The sequence below is a fragment of the Priestia sp. YIM B13486 genome (assembly GCF_042787865.1).
Lineage (GTDB): Bacteria > Bacillota > Bacilli > Bacillales > Bacillaceae_H > Priestia > Priestia megaterium.
This window is the reverse complement of sequence record NZ_JBHZOZ010000007.1, coordinates 38523-55217: the sequence shown is the minus strand read 5'-3', so window position 1 is coordinate 55217 and position 16695 is coordinate 38523. Positions and strand designations below refer to the sequence as shown.

The 16695-nt window shown below is 38.0% G+C and carries 16 protein-coding genes and 2 riboswitches; of the genes, 13 read left to right on the top strand and 3 right to left on the bottom strand.

Annotation, left to right across the window (positions count from 1 at the left end; translation table 11 throughout):
* Positions 1 to 85 precede the first annotated feature (85 nt).
* Positions 86 to 577, top strand: coding sequence for a GNAT family N-acetyltransferase (locus tag ACFX4G_RS18450; RefSeq protein ID WP_014459898.1), 492 nt, complete (start codon positions 86 to 88; stop codon positions 575 to 577).
* Positions 578 to 680: 103 nt separating this feature from the next.
* On the top strand, positions 681 to 1049 hold the full coding sequence (locus ACFX4G_RS18445) for a hypothetical protein (RefSeq protein ID WP_264407574.1): 369 nt from the start codon (positions 681 to 683) through the stop codon (positions 1047 to 1049).
* A gap of 36 nt (positions 1050 to 1085) precedes the next feature.
* On the opposite strand, the gene ACFX4G_RS18440 is transcribed toward ACFX4G_RS18445, so the two are convergent.
* Positions 1086 to 2525, bottom strand: a complete 1440-nt coding sequence (locus ACFX4G_RS18440) for an amino acid permease (RefSeq protein WP_013057233.1) — start codon at positions 2523 to 2525, stop codon at positions 1086 to 1088.
* 102 nt (positions 2526 to 2627) lie between these two features.
* Positions 2628 to 2812: riboswitch (Lysine riboswitch) on the bottom strand.
* Between the two features lie 174 nt (positions 2813 to 2986).
* Positions 2987 to 3087, top strand: a riboswitch (TPP riboswitch).
* 34 nt (positions 3088 to 3121) lie between these two features.
* Between ACFX4G_RS18440 and thiT the strand changes: the two genes are divergently transcribed.
* The 7 genes from thiT to ACFX4G_RS18405 all read left to right on the top strand — a co-directional run bounded on the left by thiT (position 3122) and on the right by ACFX4G_RS18405 (position 11112).
* The gene (gene thiT / locus ACFX4G_RS18435) at positions 3122 to 3730 is read left to right on the top strand and encodes an energy-coupled thiamine transporter ThiT (RefSeq protein WP_377576081.1); all 609 of its coding nucleotides are present in this window, start codon (positions 3122 to 3124) and stop codon (positions 3728 to 3730) included.
* Positions 3731 to 3886: 156 nt separating this feature from the next.
* A complete protein-coding gene (locus tag ACFX4G_RS18430) occupies positions 3887 to 5305 on the top strand; it encodes an ethanolamine ammonia-lyase reactivating factor EutA (protein WP_377576078.1) in 1419 nt (472 codons plus the stop codon).
* Between the two features lie 26 nt (positions 5306 to 5331).
* Positions 5332 to 6702, top strand: a complete 1371-nt coding sequence (locus ACFX4G_RS18425; protein ID WP_377576075.1) for an ethanolamine ammonia-lyase subunit EutB — start codon at positions 5332 to 5334, stop codon at positions 6700 to 6702.
* 14 nt (positions 6703 to 6716) lie between these two features.
* Positions 6717 to 7430 carry an ethanolamine ammonia-lyase subunit EutC gene (gene eutC / locus ACFX4G_RS18420; protein WP_377576072.1) on the top strand — a complete coding sequence of 238 codons (714 nt, stop codon included), beginning with the start codon at positions 6717 to 6719 and terminating at the stop codon, positions 7428 to 7430.
* A gap of 21 nt (positions 7431 to 7451) precedes the next feature.
* Positions 7452 to 8801 carry an ethanolamine permease gene (gene eat / locus ACFX4G_RS18415; RefSeq protein ID WP_377576069.1) on the top strand — a complete coding sequence of 450 codons (1350 nt, stop codon included), beginning with the start codon at positions 7452 to 7454 and terminating at the stop codon, positions 8799 to 8801.
* A gap of 143 nt (positions 8802 to 8944) precedes the next feature.
* Positions 8945 to 9874: a TcaA NTF2-like domain-containing protein gene (locus ACFX4G_RS18410; protein WP_377576066.1), complete on the top strand. Its 930-nt coding sequence runs from the start codon at positions 8945 to 8947 to the stop codon at positions 9872 to 9874.
* A 47-nt stretch (positions 9875 to 9921) separates the two neighbouring features.
* A complete protein-coding gene (locus ACFX4G_RS18405; RefSeq protein WP_043982806.1) occupies positions 9922 to 11112 on the top strand; it encodes a TcaA NTF2-like domain-containing protein in 1191 nt (396 codons plus the stop codon).
* Between the two features lie 53 nt (positions 11113 to 11165).
* Here the strand turns inward: ACFX4G_RS18405 and ACFX4G_RS18400 are convergent, their stop codons facing one another.
* Positions 11166 to 12161: a DUF3231 family protein gene (locus tag ACFX4G_RS18400; RefSeq protein WP_377576063.1), complete on the bottom strand. Its 996-nt coding sequence runs from the start codon at positions 12159 to 12161 to the stop codon at positions 11166 to 11168.
* A gap of 349 nt (positions 12162 to 12510) precedes the next feature.
* On the opposite strand from ACFX4G_RS18400, the gene ACFX4G_RS18395 reads away from it, so the two are divergent.
* The gene (locus ACFX4G_RS18395; protein WP_377576060.1) at positions 12511 to 13593 is read left to right on the top strand and encodes a tyrosine-type recombinase/integrase; all 1083 of its coding nucleotides are present in this window, start codon (positions 12511 to 12513) and stop codon (positions 13591 to 13593) included.
* Positions 13594 to 13734: 141 nt separating this feature from the next.
* Positions 13735 to 14169 carry a hypothetical protein gene (locus tag ACFX4G_RS18390; protein WP_013083346.1) on the top strand — a complete coding sequence of 145 codons (435 nt, stop codon included), beginning with the start codon at positions 13735 to 13737 and terminating at the stop codon, positions 14167 to 14169.
* A gap of 36 nt (positions 14170 to 14205) precedes the next feature.
* Here the strand turns inward: ACFX4G_RS18390 and ACFX4G_RS18385 are convergent, their stop codons facing one another.
* Entirely contained in the window at positions 14206 to 14658 is a 453-nt protein-coding gene (locus ACFX4G_RS18385) for a MarR family winged helix-turn-helix transcriptional regulator (protein ID WP_013083345.1), read from the bottom strand.
* A 198-nt stretch (positions 14659 to 14856) separates the two neighbouring features.
* Between ACFX4G_RS18385 and ACFX4G_RS18380 the strand changes: the two genes are divergently transcribed.
* Both ACFX4G_RS18380 and ACFX4G_RS18375 read left to right on the top strand, forming a co-directional pair.
* Positions 14857 to 15645: an HAD family hydrolase gene (locus ACFX4G_RS18380; RefSeq protein WP_013057222.1), complete on the top strand. Its 789-nt coding sequence runs from the start codon at positions 14857 to 14859 to the stop codon at positions 15643 to 15645.
* 342 nt (positions 15646 to 15987) lie between these two features.
* A complete protein-coding gene (locus ACFX4G_RS18375; protein WP_377576056.1) occupies positions 15988 to 16455 on the top strand; it encodes a hypothetical protein in 468 nt (155 codons plus the stop codon).
* Positions 16456 to 16695 lie beyond the last annotated feature (240 nt).

Here is a 16695-nt window from a genome sequence, read left to right as displayed (position 1 = left end):
GCACACATCGGTTTTTTTTATGTAGATTATGTTTCTTAAAAGAAGTAAAATAAAGATAATTCTATACTATAAGGAGTTTGTACATATGATCATTCGTTATGCTAAAGAAGAAGATTTACCTATGCTTGTTGAAATTTATAATCAGTCCGTTCAAACAAGTGCTGCTACTTTTGACTTAACGCCTGTAACGGTAGAACAAAGAAGGGGCTGGTTTAATAATCATATTAGCAATGAACTTTTTCCGCTTATTGTCGCGGAAAAAGATGGGGTAGTAGCGGGCTATGCTTCGCTTTCTTCTTATCGAGATAAAGAAGCGTACATTCAAACGGTTGAGCTATCGATTTATATTGATAAAAATCAGCAGGGGTATGGCATTGGAAAACAGCTTATGAAGCGGATTTTGGAATTGGCTAAAGAACTCAACCATCACGTTGTCATTTCAGGGATTACAAAAGGGAATGATATCAGTATCAAAATGCATGAGCAATTTAATTTTACATTTTGCGGAGAATTTAAAGAAGTAGGCTGGAAATTCGATCAGTGGCAAGATGTGCTTTTTTATCAGCTTATTTTATAAGATGTATGACACCTTTACACATTGTAACGTTTTAGTTTCATGTGTAAAGGTTATTAAAATAATAAGTCATTTTATTATTTTAATACGAAAGGTGTTAGCTATCATGAATACACATTTTCAATATCAGCATATAAGAGCTATTCCAAAAAGATGGTCCAAAAAAGAACTGCATATCCAGCTGAATAGAATCAAACACAATTCTGAACTATCTACTATAACAGCAGATCCGCTTTTTCATCTGTTACAATGTACTCGTTCGGGCCTTCAAACTAAGCAAGAAATCATAGACTACATCCAAAGCATTCCTACTCATCAACTTCCATCTTTTGTAACCCATTTAAGCAGGTTAATTCAGCATATTTATTATATAGAAGCTGCTGATTACTGCAATCGTCCCCTCAAAGGTTATATGCTTGTTATGAAAAAACAGCCCGCCTATATATCTCTACATTTTGCTGATCAGATCACATAAAAAAAGCTCTCTATTCTTTTGAATAGAGAGCTTTTTTTATTCGTATTTTTTCACTGTTACTTGGCATTCTTTTAGCGGAATAAGTTTTGACTTTTTCGTCCATTTGTATCCTAACCAAACAATTAAGAATAAAGGAAGTCCGATATAAGAAACAAGTACACCGTACCAGTCAATCGAATCACCCATAAACGCCGAATAGTTTTGACCTAAAATAACAACAGCACATAAAATAAAGGCAAAGATAGGACCAAACGGGAAAAGTTTTGCATGATATGGAAGTTCACTCAAATCATGACCTTGGGCAACAAATGCTCTTCTAAAACGATAGTGGCTGATTGCAATTCCTAACCAAGCAATAAAACCAGACATACCAGAAGCGTTAAGTAACCATGTGTATACCGCACCGTCTCCAAAAAATGAAGCACCAAATGCAAGTGTACCGACAAGTGCCGTTGCGATTAAGGCATTAACTGGAACGCCTCGTTTATTCACTTTTGCTAAGAACCTTGGTGCTTTTCCATCTTTCGCTAAGTTCCACAGCATACGCGTAGAAGCATACATACCTGAGTTACCAGCAGATAAAACGGCTGTTAAAATAACGGCATTGATAGCCGATGCCGCAAACGCCAGACCTGCTCGTTCGAATATTAGAGTAAACGGACTTACCCGCACATCATCACTTGCTAATGAATCCGCTGTGTATGGAATAAGCATTCCAATAACAAAAATAGCTAAAATATAAAATAACAAGATGCGCCAGAAGACTTGTTTAACTGCGCGAGGAACCGTTTTTTCCGGATCTTCACTTTCTCCAGCCGCGACCCCAAGCAACTCTGTTCCTTGGAATGAAAAACCAGCAGCCATAAAAATACCTAGTACAGTAAAGAATCCACCGTGAATCGGTCCATCACCAAGCGTGAAGTTTTTAAAACCTGGTGCTTCATTGTTAAAGATACCAAAAATCATCATAATACCAATAACTAAAAAGATGATAACTGTTACTACTTTAATTAACGAAAACCAAAATTCAGATTCACCAAATCCTTTTACAGAAAGGTAGTTAAGCCCAAACATAATTAATAAAAACAGGGCACTCCATAAAATAGAAGAAGAGTTTGGGAACCAAAATTTCATAATAAGGGCTCCAGCGGATAATTCAGCTGCAATCGTAATAGCCCAGTTATACCAGTAGTTCCAGCCGAGAGCGAAACCAAAGGATGGATCTACAAAACGAGACGCATACGTACTAAATGAACCAGCTTCAGGCATATAAGCTGCGAGCTCTGCTAGGCTGGTCATCAAAAAGTAAACCATGACGCCAATGATAGCGTAAGCTAAAAGCGCTCCCCCAGGTCCTGCTGTGTGAATTGCTCCACCACTTGCTAGGAATAAGCCGGTTCCGATGGCTCCTCCTAATGAAATCATCGTTAAGTGGCGAGATTTCAACCCACGTTTTAATTCTTGCTGCTCTTGCATAGATAAATACTCCTTTCGAATGTACGGAAAGAGACGGGATAACATAAAAAAAGCCCGCAGTATATGTGCGCGCTTTTAAATCTGAAAACCGCGTCAACCTTCCGTGAAGATAGCTCTTCACATCACTCGCATGATGTGACAGTTCTGTTCCTGTTCGGAGACAGCCCCAGCTTAAATCAACCGAGAAGTGATCTAAACTTCGGCAATTTTTCCTTTCAAGCAACATCCTCAATGTTCTCTGCATTTCCGTTACTTTACTATTAAAAACTGCGACCTCTACCTCATCGATTAGGATGAGGGTTTTTTATATTCAATTGACATAAAAGAAGTATAACAAATACTAAAACGATTGTCATTATAAAAAATAGATTCAGAAAATAGAAACATCTTTGAAATCTCTCGAATCTATTTTGTTACATATGGTATAATGAATGTTGTCATAATACTACATAAATATCCGAACGTACCACAGGGGGAGCCGCCGTGCTGAGAGTGAACGAAATGTTCAGACCCTTAGAACCTGTTAGTTAACGCTAGCGTAGGAATGTGGGAATAGTAGCATATCTATTTGCTTACTCCTGTGTAAACCGTTTGATATGAATGATTCAAAAACAGGAGTGAGAAACGTGAATAAAGCATTACCTTTACAGGCTAAAATTGAAATAGCTATTTTTGCAGCATTAGCACTTCTACTTGATCTTTTGCCTTCCATTAAGATTGCAACGGCTGTGAGTATTTCGTTCTCCATGGTGCCCATTTTTATTATGTGCTTTCGCTGGGGAGTAAAAGGCGGGGCTCTATCTGGTCTATTATGGGGGCTGTTGCAGTTGGCAACAGGAACGGCTTATATTTTAACAGCGCTACAAACGTTTATTGAATATATTGTGGCTTTTGCTTTTATAGGTTTTGGAGGTGTTTTTTCGCAATCTATTAAAACAAATTTAGCTAACAATAACAGATCAAAAGCTTTTGTTTTGATTGTTTTATCCCTTGTTATCGGCAGCTTCGCACGGTATTTCTGGCACTTTATTGCGGGCATTATTTTTTGGGGATCATATGCGCCAAAGGGTATGTCCGCTCTATGGTATTCTTTTTCAATGAACGGTATTTCAATGGTAGGGTCACTAATAGCCTGCTTAATCATTCTTTCACTATTAATTCCATCCGCATCAAGAATGATTGTAACTAAATCACACTCATCATAAGCAAAAAGACTAAATCTACCAAGATTTAGTCTTTTTTGTCATTTGTCACCTTTGTTTACACAAAAGTGTGTCAGGTTTGATAACATAGTTAGTGAAATATTCAAAAAACTGTTTTATGATAATCACCATATTCAAACGAGATAAGGGATTGATAGCATGCTACAGAAATGGATAACGAGCATAGGTTTAGATATTGGAACAAGCACAACAAAATTGATTGTAAGCAAGCTGTTAATAGCAAATCAACAAAATCAATTTACGCTGCCAGGCTGTCAAATTATTGATCGTCGCGTAACGTATGTAAGTTCTATCTATACAACCCCTATGCTAAACGATGTTGAAATCGATGTTCAAAGATTAACGGTACTACTAGAACAAGAGTATAAGAACGCAGGAATCTCCTTAGATCAAGTGGAGGCAGGTGCTGTGATCATCACAGGAGAAACGGCCAGAAAGCAAAATGCAGAAAGTATCGTTCACTATCTAGCCGAACATGCTGGAGATTTTGTTGTTGCAACAGCCGGTGCTGACTTGGAAGGAATATTGGCGGCAAAAGGATCAGGAGCAATCCAACATTCCGCTGAAACAAATGCAGTAATTGCCAATATTGATGTAGGAGGAGGCACCGCTAACATCACTTTATGTCAAAACGGAAAAGTGATCGAAACGTTTACGCTGCATGTAGGTGGAAGATTAATTCGGCTGAATTCAGACGGCTTTGTTACCTACGTTTCACCTTATTTAACTGAATTTTTAAAAAATAATTCTTTAACACTGCGAGAAGGTGAAAAAGCAACATTTGAAAAACTCTCGTCTATCTGTCAATTACTAGCTGAAGAAACCGTGAATTATGTAAGAGCACTAATTCAAACCTCTTCGCTGCTCGTTTCTCCTCATACAAGATCTTCTATCCAACCAGAAACAATTATGATTTCAGGAGGGGTAGGAGCAATGATGGAGAAGCAAAAGCCGAAAACAGTGAGGGAAGTGGCCATACACGGAGACGTTGGTCCGCTTCTAGCATATCATTTTCAATCCATCCAAGTATCTCAATCCGCTGAGACAACGCGCGCTACTGTAATTGGGGCTGGTATGCAAAATACAGAAGTTAGCGGATCAACCGTATATATTGGGTCGAAGCGGCTGCCGTTAAAAAATATCCCGATTGTAGAGATACCCGTTCAGCAAGAAGAGACGTGGAATCCGCAGCTGTTTCAAGAAAGAGTTCGAGCGGCATGTATGCAGGCTTCAACTCTTTTCAGGGCAGAAGACCCCCCTGCTGCTATTGCTTTATCTCATTTTCCTTACTGCAGCTATAAGATGCTTCAAGAATTAGCAAAAATAATAAGCGATGAATTTATTGCTTGTTTTAAGGGAGCTAAGTGCCTCGTTGTTCTATGCGAACAAGATATTGCAAAAGCTTTAGGACAAGCACTAGCTAAACAGAGGAAAGAGTTAGAAATTATTTGTTTAGATCAAATTGATTTTACACACGGAGATTACATCGATCTAGGGTTACCAGTAGCCGGAGAAGCGATCTCCGTTTCCGTTAAAACGCTCGCTTTTTCATCATAATCAGCTGAACACACAAGGAGGAAACGATGTTTAAAACTACACGAATGTTAGGAGAAACATTTTCATTTTATAGCTTAAAAGAAATCATGGCCAAAGCAAACGAAGAGCGTTCTGGAGATCAGCTCGCAGGAGTTAGCGCTGAGTCAATGAAAGAACGAATGGCAGCAAAGCAAGTTCTAGCTGATATCACACTTGCTGATATTCGAAATTACCCGCTGCTCAGCGCAGATGAAGACAACGTCTCGGCATTAATCGAAAGTCAGATTGATTCCTCTGTTTACGACATTATTAAAAATTGGACAGTAGGGGATTTAAGAGAATACCTTTTATCCGATCAGCATAGCGGAGAAGACCTTCTTGCACTTAGCAAAGGATTAAGCAGCGAAATGATTGCGGCAGCTACTAAAATTATGTCCAATTTAGATTTAATTCAAGGAGCTGCCAAGATAGAAGTGCAAACTACTTGTCAAACGACTATCGGCCAAAAAGGAGTATTGGCTTCTCGGGCCCAGCCTAATCATCCTTCAGATAACTTAAAGGGAATGAGAGCATCTCTATACGAAGCGTTAAGCTATGGAATTGGAGATGCGGTTATCGGAATTAACCCTGTTATTGATACAACGGATAATATTTACGCGCTTTTAAATGAAACAAAAAATATAATCAACGAATGGTCAATTCCTACTCAAAACTGTGTATTATCACACGTAACGAGTCAAATAAGAGCAATTGAAAAAGGAGCATCAGCAGACTTGATTTTTCAAAGTTTAGCAGGTACAGAAGCTGGTAATGATTCATTTGGAATTTCACTGTCTATGCTTGATGAAGCGACAGCGCTAATTCATGAAAAAGGAACGGCAAAAGGTCCAAACCGCTGGTATTTTGAAACAGGACAAGGTTCTGAACTGTCAGCAGAAGCTCACTATAACATTGATCAATTAACGCTCGAAGCTAGATGCTACGGCTTAGCTCGTCACTACAAGCCTTTCTTAGTTAATACAGTTGTTGGATTTATTGGACCTGAATACTTATATAACAGCAAACAAGTTCTACGAGCTGGGTTAGAAGATCATTTCATGGGTAAAATGCACGGCCTGCCTATGGGAGTAGACGTATGTTACACCAACCACATGGATGCTGATCAAAATGATATGGATAATTTAAGTATGCTTCTGGGAACAGCTGGAGTGAACTTTGTCATAGGAGTGCCCATGGCTGATGACTGCATGCTAAACTACCAGTCTCTTAGTTATCATGACATTGCAACAGTACGTAATGTGTTAGGCCGTACCCCAACGCCGTTATTTCAAAAGTGGCTTGAAGATCAGCGCATTATGGACAACGGGCGCTTTACATCTAGAGCCGGAGACCCAACTATTTTTATGAATTTGATTTAAGGAAGGTGCTTACTATGATACCAAAGTCAAATCGCGATCAGCTTGAAACACTTAAACAATTTACCCCTGCCCGCATAGGTGTCGGCCGTACAGGAACAAGGCCGCTAACAAAAGACGTTTTATCTTTTCGCACGGATCATGCTGCAGCCGTAGACTCTGTATATGGAGTAGTTTCAGAAGATATTTTAGCCGAGTTTAACCTTTTCTCTGTGAATACACGCGTGGAGTCAAAAGAACATTATTTAAAACGACCGGATCAAGGAAGGTTATTAGCAGATAACGCTAAGAAAGAAATTTTCAAAAACTGCGTGCGGCAGCCTGATGTACAAGTAGTAGTCTCAGATGGACTGAGCGCCAAGGCAATCGAAGAAAACATAAGCGACGTGTATCCAGCTTTAATTGACTCCCTGCAGTCATATGGACTTCATATCGGGACTTCATTTTTTGTGAAAGGGGGACGGGTTGCGTGTATGGATGAAGTTGGCGAGATCATAAAGCCAAAAGCACTTGTGCTATTGATTGGAGAGCGACCTGGACTGGTCAGTGCTGAATCCATGAGTGCTTACATGTGCTATGAACCTAGCAAAGGCAAAAAAGAGTCTGATCGTATGGTTATTTCTAATATTCATAAAAGAGGGACGCCTCCTATTGAGGCAGCCGCACATATCGGTACCATGATTGACAAAATGATTAAGCAGCAAACAAGCGGTGTACATCTTATTGTCTAAACATCAAAAGGAGGAGAACGTATGGCGTTACAAAAACAATTGAAACCTATTCATTTATGGGCTATTTCAGTGGGCATGGTTATTTCAGGACAATACTTTGGGTGGAATTACGGGTTTGAACAAGGCGGGATTATTGGGCTTGCAATTGCAACCTTAATTGTAACTGTGTTTTACACAACGTTTATGTTCAGTTATGCAGAGCTTTCAACATCTATCCCGCAAGCCGGTGGACCTTCAGCTTATGCAAGAAGAGCACTTGGACCTTTTGGGGGATATATCGCAGGAATTGCCTGCTTGCTTGAATTTATTTTTGCTCCTCCTGCTATTGCAGTGTCAACAGGAGCATACCTGCATTTTCTCATTCCAGCCGTTAACCCTGTATACGCAACGGTAGGTGCCTTTATTTTCTTTGTTTTATTAAATTTAATCGGGGTAAAAGAAGTAGCGGTGATTGAGCTTACAGCTACCATTGTTGCACTAATTGGTTTATCTATTTTTTATGTAGCTGGTTTGCCTCATGTACAAACATCAAATATTTTTAATGATCATTCATTTATTAACGGGCCAACAGGGGTACTAGCAGCTATTCCATTCGCTGTTTGGTTCTATCTGGCAATAGAAGGTGGAGCAATGGCAGCGGAAGAAGTGGAAAATCCTAAGAAAAACATTCCTAAAGGATTTATTGGAGCGATTATTACTCTAGCAACCGCAACGTTGTTTACACTATTTGTAACAGCAGGACTTGGCGGAGGAAGCGGGAAGCTAGCCGATTATCCACTTCCGCAGGCGCTGTCTTCTGTATACGGAAACGGCATTTCAACCGTTGTTGCTATTATCGGGCTATTCGGCTTGATTGCTAGCTTAAATGGAATCATCATGGGATTTTCAAGACAAACCTATGCGCTTGCACGAGATGGTTACTTCCCTAAATTTCTTGCTAAAACGAATAAAAAAGGAGTTCCTGTCGGCGGTTTGTTGATTCCGGGAGCAATCGGCGTGATTTGTGCAGGATCTGCAACGTTTGCCAATGCACTTATTATCTTATCCGTGTTCGGAGCAATGATGATGTACTGCATCAGTTTAGTTTCTCTTTTCATTTTACGTAAAAAAGAACCTAACCTGTCCCGTCCTTTTAAAGTGAACTACCCGGTCGTGCCAAGCACTGCCTTAGTATTAGGGATTCTGTGCTTGTACAGCATCATAAAATACAGTGTTCTTACAACAAATTTAATGCTGTTTGGCGTTTCTCTACCTTTAATTTATGTGATTCTTGGAATTTTCCTTCTTTCAATTATTTACTATGTCTTTTATGGCTCTAGACAGCTCAAAAAAGAAGCAGCCAATTCATATCAAGAAGCATCCATTAAATAGGAAGGAAAACGGCTCGCTGTAAAGGCAAGCCGTTTTTCTTGCGAAATTAAAGGGTTGAGCGTTTTTTTGTAGAATGATATACTAGGTCTGTTTGTTGGAAGAATATACATACATTTATATTAGATAAAGAAGGGGCAATTATGATGAACAAACGTAATACAATCATTATCACGGTTGTTTCATCTATTCTGTTATCAGCCTGTCAGCAAGAAGAAACATTAAAAGACGGAAATACAATGATAGTAGAAAAAGATGCAAAAAAAGTACTAAACGAACCAAAAACACAGGTAGAAAGCATTCAATCGATTGATTTAAATAAAGAAGCAATGAGCGGGAAATTTATTACAGCCTGGATGACTGATTACTTTTCAGCGTTTGGAAAGGCAGCGGATCAAAACTCTTTTGATGATTTAAAACCTTTTTTGAAAGCGGACAGTTCTTTTTATAAAGAGCAAAACCTTCTTGTTGAAAATTTCACACGCCAAGGCATCGAGCAGAAGAAGCAAACGTTTCATATTGTCAATTGGTATGAAGAACCTAACCATGTGTTCAAAATACAAACCCACGAGGAAAGTTTATTAAAACAGCCGGGTAAAGATCCTTATACTAAAATTTGTGACCGCCTTTATACAGCCGTTTATCAAAACGATACGTTAAAGTTATCGAATGTAGAACCATTTGACTTTTCATCTAAACCAAATGCAAGCACTGAAACTCCCACTACACAAACAACAGATTTACACGACTACGATGGAAAATGGACCACTGGCAATGATAACGGATCTCCTATCATTCAATTTCTTGCTACATCAAACTCGGAAGCAACGATTAAAATAAATTCGTACCAGCCACCTAGCAAAATCCGCGTGTCAACCGTTGAACAAAAAAATATTCGCTTTGAAAATAACCAAGCAGCCATTGAATATGAAAATGATGGACAAGGAAATAAAGGAACCATTGTCATTACGCTCAAAGAAAATTCCATTTCATTACTTGCTAAAACAGATCAAAATAAAAAGGCAAAGTGGGGAATTCCAAGCGGTGATTACGTGCTCGATACGTTTGAGAATTAAAGATTATTTTAAAAACAGACTAAATTCGGCATTGAGGAGGACACCTTATGCATAAAAAATGGACGATTGCATTCGTTCTACTGCTGCTAATGGTTTTGACAGCCTGTGAAGAAAAAGAAACAGTTAAGTTATCCAAACCAACCGAACCTTCCTCAGATGAAGTGATCCCAAAAGATCAAGCTAAGTCATCTCTTCCGCCTGATCTTGTATCAGAAAAAAAAGCAGAAAAAACTGCGGTTGAGACGATGAACAAAATTTCAAGTACCTATAAAGAATTAGGCGAAGAGTACGAATGGGAAAATGAATCTAACCCTGCTGATTATGAAACGCTAAAAAAAGCGTTAACGCCATACGCAACTTCATCTTTAATTGCAACAAAGCTAAAAAGTATTTCTACTAATTATTACTGCAAAGAATGCAATATGAGCTTTTTTCCTGATGTAACTCATCTGATTCGATTTGAACTTATTAACAATCACGCTGGGCAATTTTCGGTCTCGGCTATTGAGCCAATTAGTAAAGAAGGAAGCGGCGGACTGACCATTTACATGAATTTTAAATACGTTAATAAGCACTGGAAATTAAACGAATGGGATGAAGTTACCTATCATCAAAAATACCTCAACATTACGGCCGATGAATATATCAAATACGTAAAGTCAATTAATCCTTCTAGTGATATTTCATATCAAGGTGAATCTACCCGCACAAATGAAAAAGGCGAAAAGGAAGAAATCTTGGTTTTCAAAGAGAATAATAAAACGTATGCCATCAGCAAAAACAGTTCTCAGCGAATCGACGATTTTAAAGAAGGTGAAAAAGAAAAAGAAGAGAAGGAAGAAAAAGATTTTAATTTAAAAAACATCCAAAAAGTTGATCAAGAAACAGCGGATATTTTCATTGAACATTATTTGCGAGATTTAACAAAGTCCATTAACACGAATAAATTTGAACACGTCCAGCCTTATATCCAGCGGGATAGTGTTTTGTGGAATGATCAAAAGCAGCTTGTGAAAATGCTGTACGAAAGAGATATTCGAGAAGAACTCGTTGATTATTCGGTATTAGACGTGGAATCTGTGAGTGAAGAAGAGAACGAAGCGGTCTATACAATCCAAACGAAAGAAGTCATTTCAATTACAACGAACGGTCAAAGTCAGGAAAAAGAGTATTATCGAACCTATACCGTTTCCTACAGCAATAAACAGCTGCACCTGACTAAAATTGAATCACTTTAAAAAACATCACGCTCTGCGTGATGTTTTTTATTTACAGGTAAGTTCGCAGGATATTAAGACAATTCTTTCCGATCATCTGCTCTTGGCAGTTTTTCGATCCATCCTTTTTTGATTATTATTCGGCCAAAAGAAGAGATGGTTTTTAAATCCCTTAAAATAGAAGCATCACAATGTCCGGCTACGTCTATTCTCATACTAGTTATCATAGCTGCAGCATAATATGTAGTAGCTAAATGAAACAAAAATCCCGCATGAAATACCATTAGTTTATCAGAAAAAGGGGCTACGTCAGAATTTGTAATTTCAGCATCCATCAAGCGTGGAGACTGCAAGTTTTCTTGTTGAAGTAAGGAAGAAAAAATGTTTATATTCTTACTGGCTGTGTGCAAACATTCCTCCATAAAGCTATGGATATCTTTATCTTTCGTTACCTGTTTGAAGCCATTCACAAGTGCTTTAGCTGCCACGCTCTTTTTTAAATTAAAGTAAATGTTTCCAGCTTCCATTGAATTTAGCTGTCTTTTATCTCCGAATAGGTCCATAACATATCCCCATTCTGTAATCGAGTGACCTCTTTCTGTTTTAGAAAAGTAGGGAGATCGTTGATAAATACCTTTCGATATAAGAATTTCAATAGATTTATTATAAAGGTCCATCGCATCAATATTGCATTGATAATAATGGTCACGTATATCTTTGCGTGCTGAAACACTAAAAGATATACTATATCCAGCCAACCCGTGCATGGTCATTTCGTGTATATACACTAACCAAAAGGTGTCCGTAAACAAAGGGGGAGCATCTAGATTTACATCTTTATCAGTAAAGCCAATCGGTAAATCTAATTTTTCAGCTTTAAAAATATCTCTAAGCACGTGCAAATGTTTTTCAGCCAGTTCTAAAGTGAATTCAAAAAGAGAATAAACCTCAGGATCTTTAACCTTTGCTAACACATATTTACTAATACAAACAGACATAGTGTCTTGGATGTATTGTACCCATAAACTTGTAATTTCTGATGACGTCAATCTATTTTTCTGATTATCCAAATCTGATTATCCAAATTCGGTACCTCCAATTATTACTTAAACTCCTACTAGTGTTCCCAAAACATTGCTGTCTAACACAATCAAAATCCTTTACCTAACTAACGCAAGATAACTCTTCCTTATCAAGCGTTCATATGATAAAGTAGAGAAATAAGCAGAAAATAGAATTAATTTTACATATAATGGATGTTTTTATTAAAATCTTTAAAAACCGGCTTTTTAAATTAGGTTTTGAGAGGTTTTTGAAGATTTTTAATGGTATTTGTTGCGAATTGATAAAAAATCGTTATATTCCATTCTGGATCACTTGAAAGGGGTACCTTTGTTTTTATTCATTAGGAGGGGTAAAATGGAAGAATTTAAATTGTCGCCTGTGAAAAATTCGTTTCGTCAGCTAAAAGAGCAGTGGGAAGAGGCAGAGCTGTTAGATGAAGATAACAATTTGAATTTGAAGCACGTTTCAGATGAAGAGTTTATTCAGCTCTTTTTTTCAATGCGTATTATCAAAAAATCACTTTCTCCTCATACGATCAGATCTTACAATCAAGACATGAAAACGATTCTGTCTTTTTTCTACGAACGAGAGATTACATTAAAATCGATTGGATTTATGGAAGTCAAATTATTTAATGAAGAAATGATGAATCAATATGCCAATCGTACCGCTGCAAGAAAGCTAGAATTTTTTAGAAGAATGCTAGAGTTTGGACACGCTACTCATTTTTATCCTTCGCTGTATACAACGTGGATTGAAAAACCATCTATTGCAAAAGGACATTACAGCGACAAGGAAAAACAAAATCGCACCGAGTACCGAGAGCTAACCGACCGGGAAGCCCAGGTGATTGTAAATGCATTAGAATCAGTCGTGCGCATTCGTCAGTATGAAAAGGAATTCAAAGCGCGCAATCGCTTAATGGGAATGCTTTTGTATATGAGTGGAATGCGTTCAAGTGAACTGCTGAGTTTAAATTGGGGAAGCTTCCGGGAAGACCGCCGGGGAAATTTGGTTGTAGATGTGATTGGTAAAGGAAAAAAAGAACGAACGATTCCCGTGTTTGATGATGTGAAAGAAACGCTTTTCACTTACCGGCAAGCGTTAAATGAAAGCACTGAACTAAGTCCTTTTGACACCGAACCGCTTTTTTACTCCATTAAAGAGTACTATCGTATCGGCGAAAAGAAGCGACTGTCCTATACAACGTTGTATCGAACGATTAAATCAGCTGTTTATAAAGTAAAAGGAAACGCGTCTATTTCTCCTCATTGGTTTCGTCATACCTTTATTACAAACAGTTTAGCTAATGACGTTCCGCTTGCGGTTGTGAAGCAAGTAGTAGGGCATTCTTCTATTGCTACAACGAACGTTTATCTTGAAAAACTTCAAGAAGATACGGTATACGACGCGTTTCGAAAATCGGGGTATCGCTAATTATTTATAATATTTTTATGTAAACTAAAAAACATATATTTTCATTTTTACTGCTTATGCGTATGAAATAAGTTGTATAAATGAATAAGTTACTTTTCCTACAATATAATGGTAGAAAGTCGATAAAGGAGGGAGCTATCTATGACGGCTAAACATCCGCTTCACTACCATTTCGGAGAAGTAACGGAGCTTTTTCATTACATATACGAAGTTTGTGAAACAGCAGGTATTTATATTGACTGGAGCGGAACAGCCCAAACCGTTCAGCTATATCGAAGCAAAGAATCTTTTTTATCCGGAGAACGCTACATCGGAGCGATTCAGTATGAGGGAAGCAATCAGTTTCAAAAAAGATGGCCTTCTACCGTCAGTTTGAGGTTTCGACGTGCGAACTTGTCGTTTATTTTAAAATATTGTTTAGAACAAATTGAAGACTACCGCAAAGACACGAACAAAGAACCCTTCATTAATCCAAATGCAGAATCCATCGCGTTTAAATTCACCTCTTTAACAGATGAAACCAAACAAGTGATTTCAAAAATCAAAGAAGTGCTATGCATCGCCAACTACGTGTAAAACCCCGCAGAATGTCAGCTGTGGGGTTTTGGGTATTTAACGCAGGTCTTCTGTGTCTTGAAGCAATTGTTCGGCGCGGTATTCAAGTTTTTGTAAAGTTTCGGTATAAATTTTCACCTGCTGCTCGTTTAATTCGGACGTTAATTCGAAAAATACCTGCTCCACAGCAGGCGTTACTTCTGTTTTTAAACGCAGGCCATCTTCTGTTATTTGAATAAAAAACGAGCGGCGATCTTCTGGATTTCTGATACGCTGAATCCAATTTTGTTTTTCTAGTAAATCTAAAATTTTAGTCAGCGTCGCTTGATCTTTATCCGCTCGTTCAGCTAATTGTTTCTGCGTACTATATTCAGCTTCTGATACGCGTTTTAAAACGGTCCACTGTTCTGGTGTAATCCCAAAAGGACGCAAGCGTGCGGCAACTACTCTGCTTAAGCGCTTACTTGTACGAACGGTGGGAATGCCGAACATTTCTTCTAACGATTCCATATAAAACCTCCTGCATACATACATGCTGTGATTATATCAGCTGTTTTTATTTCTGTAAATTTGTTTGTAAAGAGGACGCTTGATAAAAATAAATTTACAGAATAAATCGCAAATACACTAGACTTATTGTGTGTATCCTTGTAATCTAGTGTAAGAATAGTTAAACTTTTTCAAAAACAGTAGGGGGTACACACATCCATGATTAAAGCGGTATTTTTCGACTTAGATGACACGCTACTTTGGGACCAAAAAAGCGTAAAAGAAGCATTCGTTGCAACCTGTACATATGCAAGTGAGAAATATAATTTAAAACCTGAAGAACTAGAAGAAGCGGTGCGTAAGGAAGCAAGAGAATTATATGCTTCGTATGAAACCTATGAGTTTACGCAAATGATTGGCATTAATCCATTTGAAGGATTATGGGGAAATTTTTTAGACGATCATGATGAATTCCGCAAAATGAAAGATATTGTTCCTACTTATCGTAAAGAAGCTTGGACTCGAGGTCTTCGTGCTCTAGGAATTCACGATGATGCTTTTGGAGCAGAGCTAGCTGAGCGTTTTCCGTTAGAGCGCCGCAAAACACCGTTTGTATACGAAGAAACGTTTGAAGTGCTTGATCAATTAAAAGGAAAGTACAAGCTGCTGCTGTTAACAAACGGTTCACCTGACTTACAAAATACCAAATTGGATATTACATCAGAACTAGTTCCATATTTTGATGAGATTGTGATTTCAGGTGCATTCGGCCGCGGTAAACCTGATCCATCTATTTTCGACCATGCTTTATCACTTATGGATTTAAAGAAAGATGAAGCCATTATGGTTGGAGATAATTTAATGACAGATATACTGGGTTCTTCTCGCGTTGGAATGAAATCTGTATGGATTAATCGTCACGATAAAGAGCGAAATGAAGTCATTCCTACTTATGAAATTACCCATTTAAGTGAACTGCATTCAATTTTAGATGAACTAAATTCATAATACGAACAAACAAAAAAGAGGCGGAAATCGTCTCTTTTTTATTATAAAATAAGCACAGCAGTCTTTGCAGGTCCTATATCCGTTCCAAATCTCACTGATTTCATTCACATTGTACCAATCTTATCCTTGATTACCAGATAAATACCATTTAGCATAGTATATAGACTAGTCATTGGAGGAATAACATGAAGAAAATAGTTACCAGAAGCCTTGTAGCGGCTGTTTTGTTCACAGGTCTCACCGCTTGTGAAGACAAACAAGGCGATACTCACGTCACTTACAAAAACCCCTTAACCTAAACATGCCCCGGGAGCAGACACCATTTCAGCAACAGATGAAACGATGGCCCCTGTAAGTCGGGTAGCTCAAGAAGATGAAACCGATGATCGATTAGGATTTGGAGAACGATCAAAACACGGTCAATATTATGTGTCCACAACGGATGCGCAATTTTATCCTGTTAAAGGAGCTAAACAAGTAAACACCCAGTACATTGTCGTATCCGTTCAGTTTCAGCGAACACCTAATGAACATTTGACTGTAGTATTAAACGACACAACGTTTACATTACAAGACACAGCAACTTATCAAACCTACGAACCGTCTGATGGAGGAAATTTATCGACAGAAACCCCGCACACCCTGTGGACAGCTTTTTCATCACCGTCACTATCTGACGATGAACCCCTTAACCTCGATGTTGCATTTAAAATTCCAAAAAAGTCCAACCATACGTATAACCTATTAATTACACAGCAATCAGAACGAGCGGATGTGTTTAAGTTTGAAGAAGCCAAACAAGATTATTAATTACATATAGAAAAAAACGCCTGTCTTTTGTTTTATAGAAAAAGAAGGCGTTTTTTGTAAAACCATCTTGTTTCTCATAGAAAGAGCAAACGATAGACACAAAAAGAAAAAGAGAATAGACATAAAGCGCGTTAGTGTAGTCAAGTTCAAAAAGAACGTGTATCATTGTAACTGCTGGTAACAAAAGATAGACATAAAATATAAATAAAAAAGTTATGAGAAAGGAAAAGGTGCGTACAT

Coding starts and splice junctions, on each gene's coding strand:
- ACFX4G_RS18440 (WP_013057233.1), bottom strand. CDS start 2,525: ATGCAAGAGCAGCAAGAATTAAAACGTGGGTTGAAATCTCGCCACTTA.
- ACFX4G_RS18385 (WP_013083345.1), bottom strand. CDS start 14,658: ATGGAATCGTTAGAAGAAATGTTCGGCATTCCCACCGTTCGTACAAGT.
- eutC (WP_377576072.1), top strand. CDS start 6,717: ATGATACCAAAGTCAAATCGCGATCAGCTTGAAACACTTAAACAATTT.
- ACFX4G_RS18395 (WP_377576060.1), top strand. CDS start 12,511: ATGGAAGAATTTAAATTGTCGCCTGTGAAAAATTCGTTTCGTCAGCTA.
- ACFX4G_RS18405 (WP_043982806.1), top strand. CDS start 9,922: ATGCATAAAAAATGGACGATTGCATTCGTTCTACTGCTGCTAATGGTT.
- ACFX4G_RS18445 (WP_264407574.1), top strand. CDS start 681: ATGAATACACATTTTCAATATCAGCATATAAGAGCTATTCCAAAAAGA.
- ACFX4G_RS18375 (WP_377576056.1), top strand. CDS start 15,988: ATGGCCCCTGTAAGTCGGGTAGCTCAAGAAGATGAAACCGATGATCGA.
- ACFX4G_RS18380 (WP_013057222.1), top strand. CDS start 14,857: ATGATTAAAGCGGTATTTTTCGACTTAGATGACACGCTACTTTGGGAC.
- eat (WP_377576069.1), top strand. CDS start 7,452: ATGGCGTTACAAAAACAATTGAAACCTATTCATTTATGGGCTATTTCA.
- ACFX4G_RS18425 (WP_377576075.1), top strand. CDS start 5,332: ATGTTTAAAACTACACGAATGTTAGGAGAAACATTTTCATTTTATAGC.
- thiT (WP_377576081.1), top strand. CDS start 3,122: ATGAATGATTCAAAAACAGGAGTGAGAAACGTGAATAAAGCATTACCT.
- ACFX4G_RS18390 (WP_013083346.1), top strand. CDS start 13,735: ATGACGGCTAAACATCCGCTTCACTACCATTTCGGAGAAGTAACGGAG.
- ACFX4G_RS18450 (WP_014459898.1), top strand. CDS start 86: ATGATCATTCGTTATGCTAAAGAAGAAGATTTACCTATGCTTGTTGAA.
- ACFX4G_RS18410 (WP_377576066.1), top strand. CDS start 8,945: ATGAACAAACGTAATACAATCATTATCACGGTTGTTTCATCTATTCTG.
- ACFX4G_RS18430 (WP_377576078.1), top strand. CDS start 3,887: ATGCTACAGAAATGGATAACGAGCATAGGTTTAGATATTGGAACAAGC.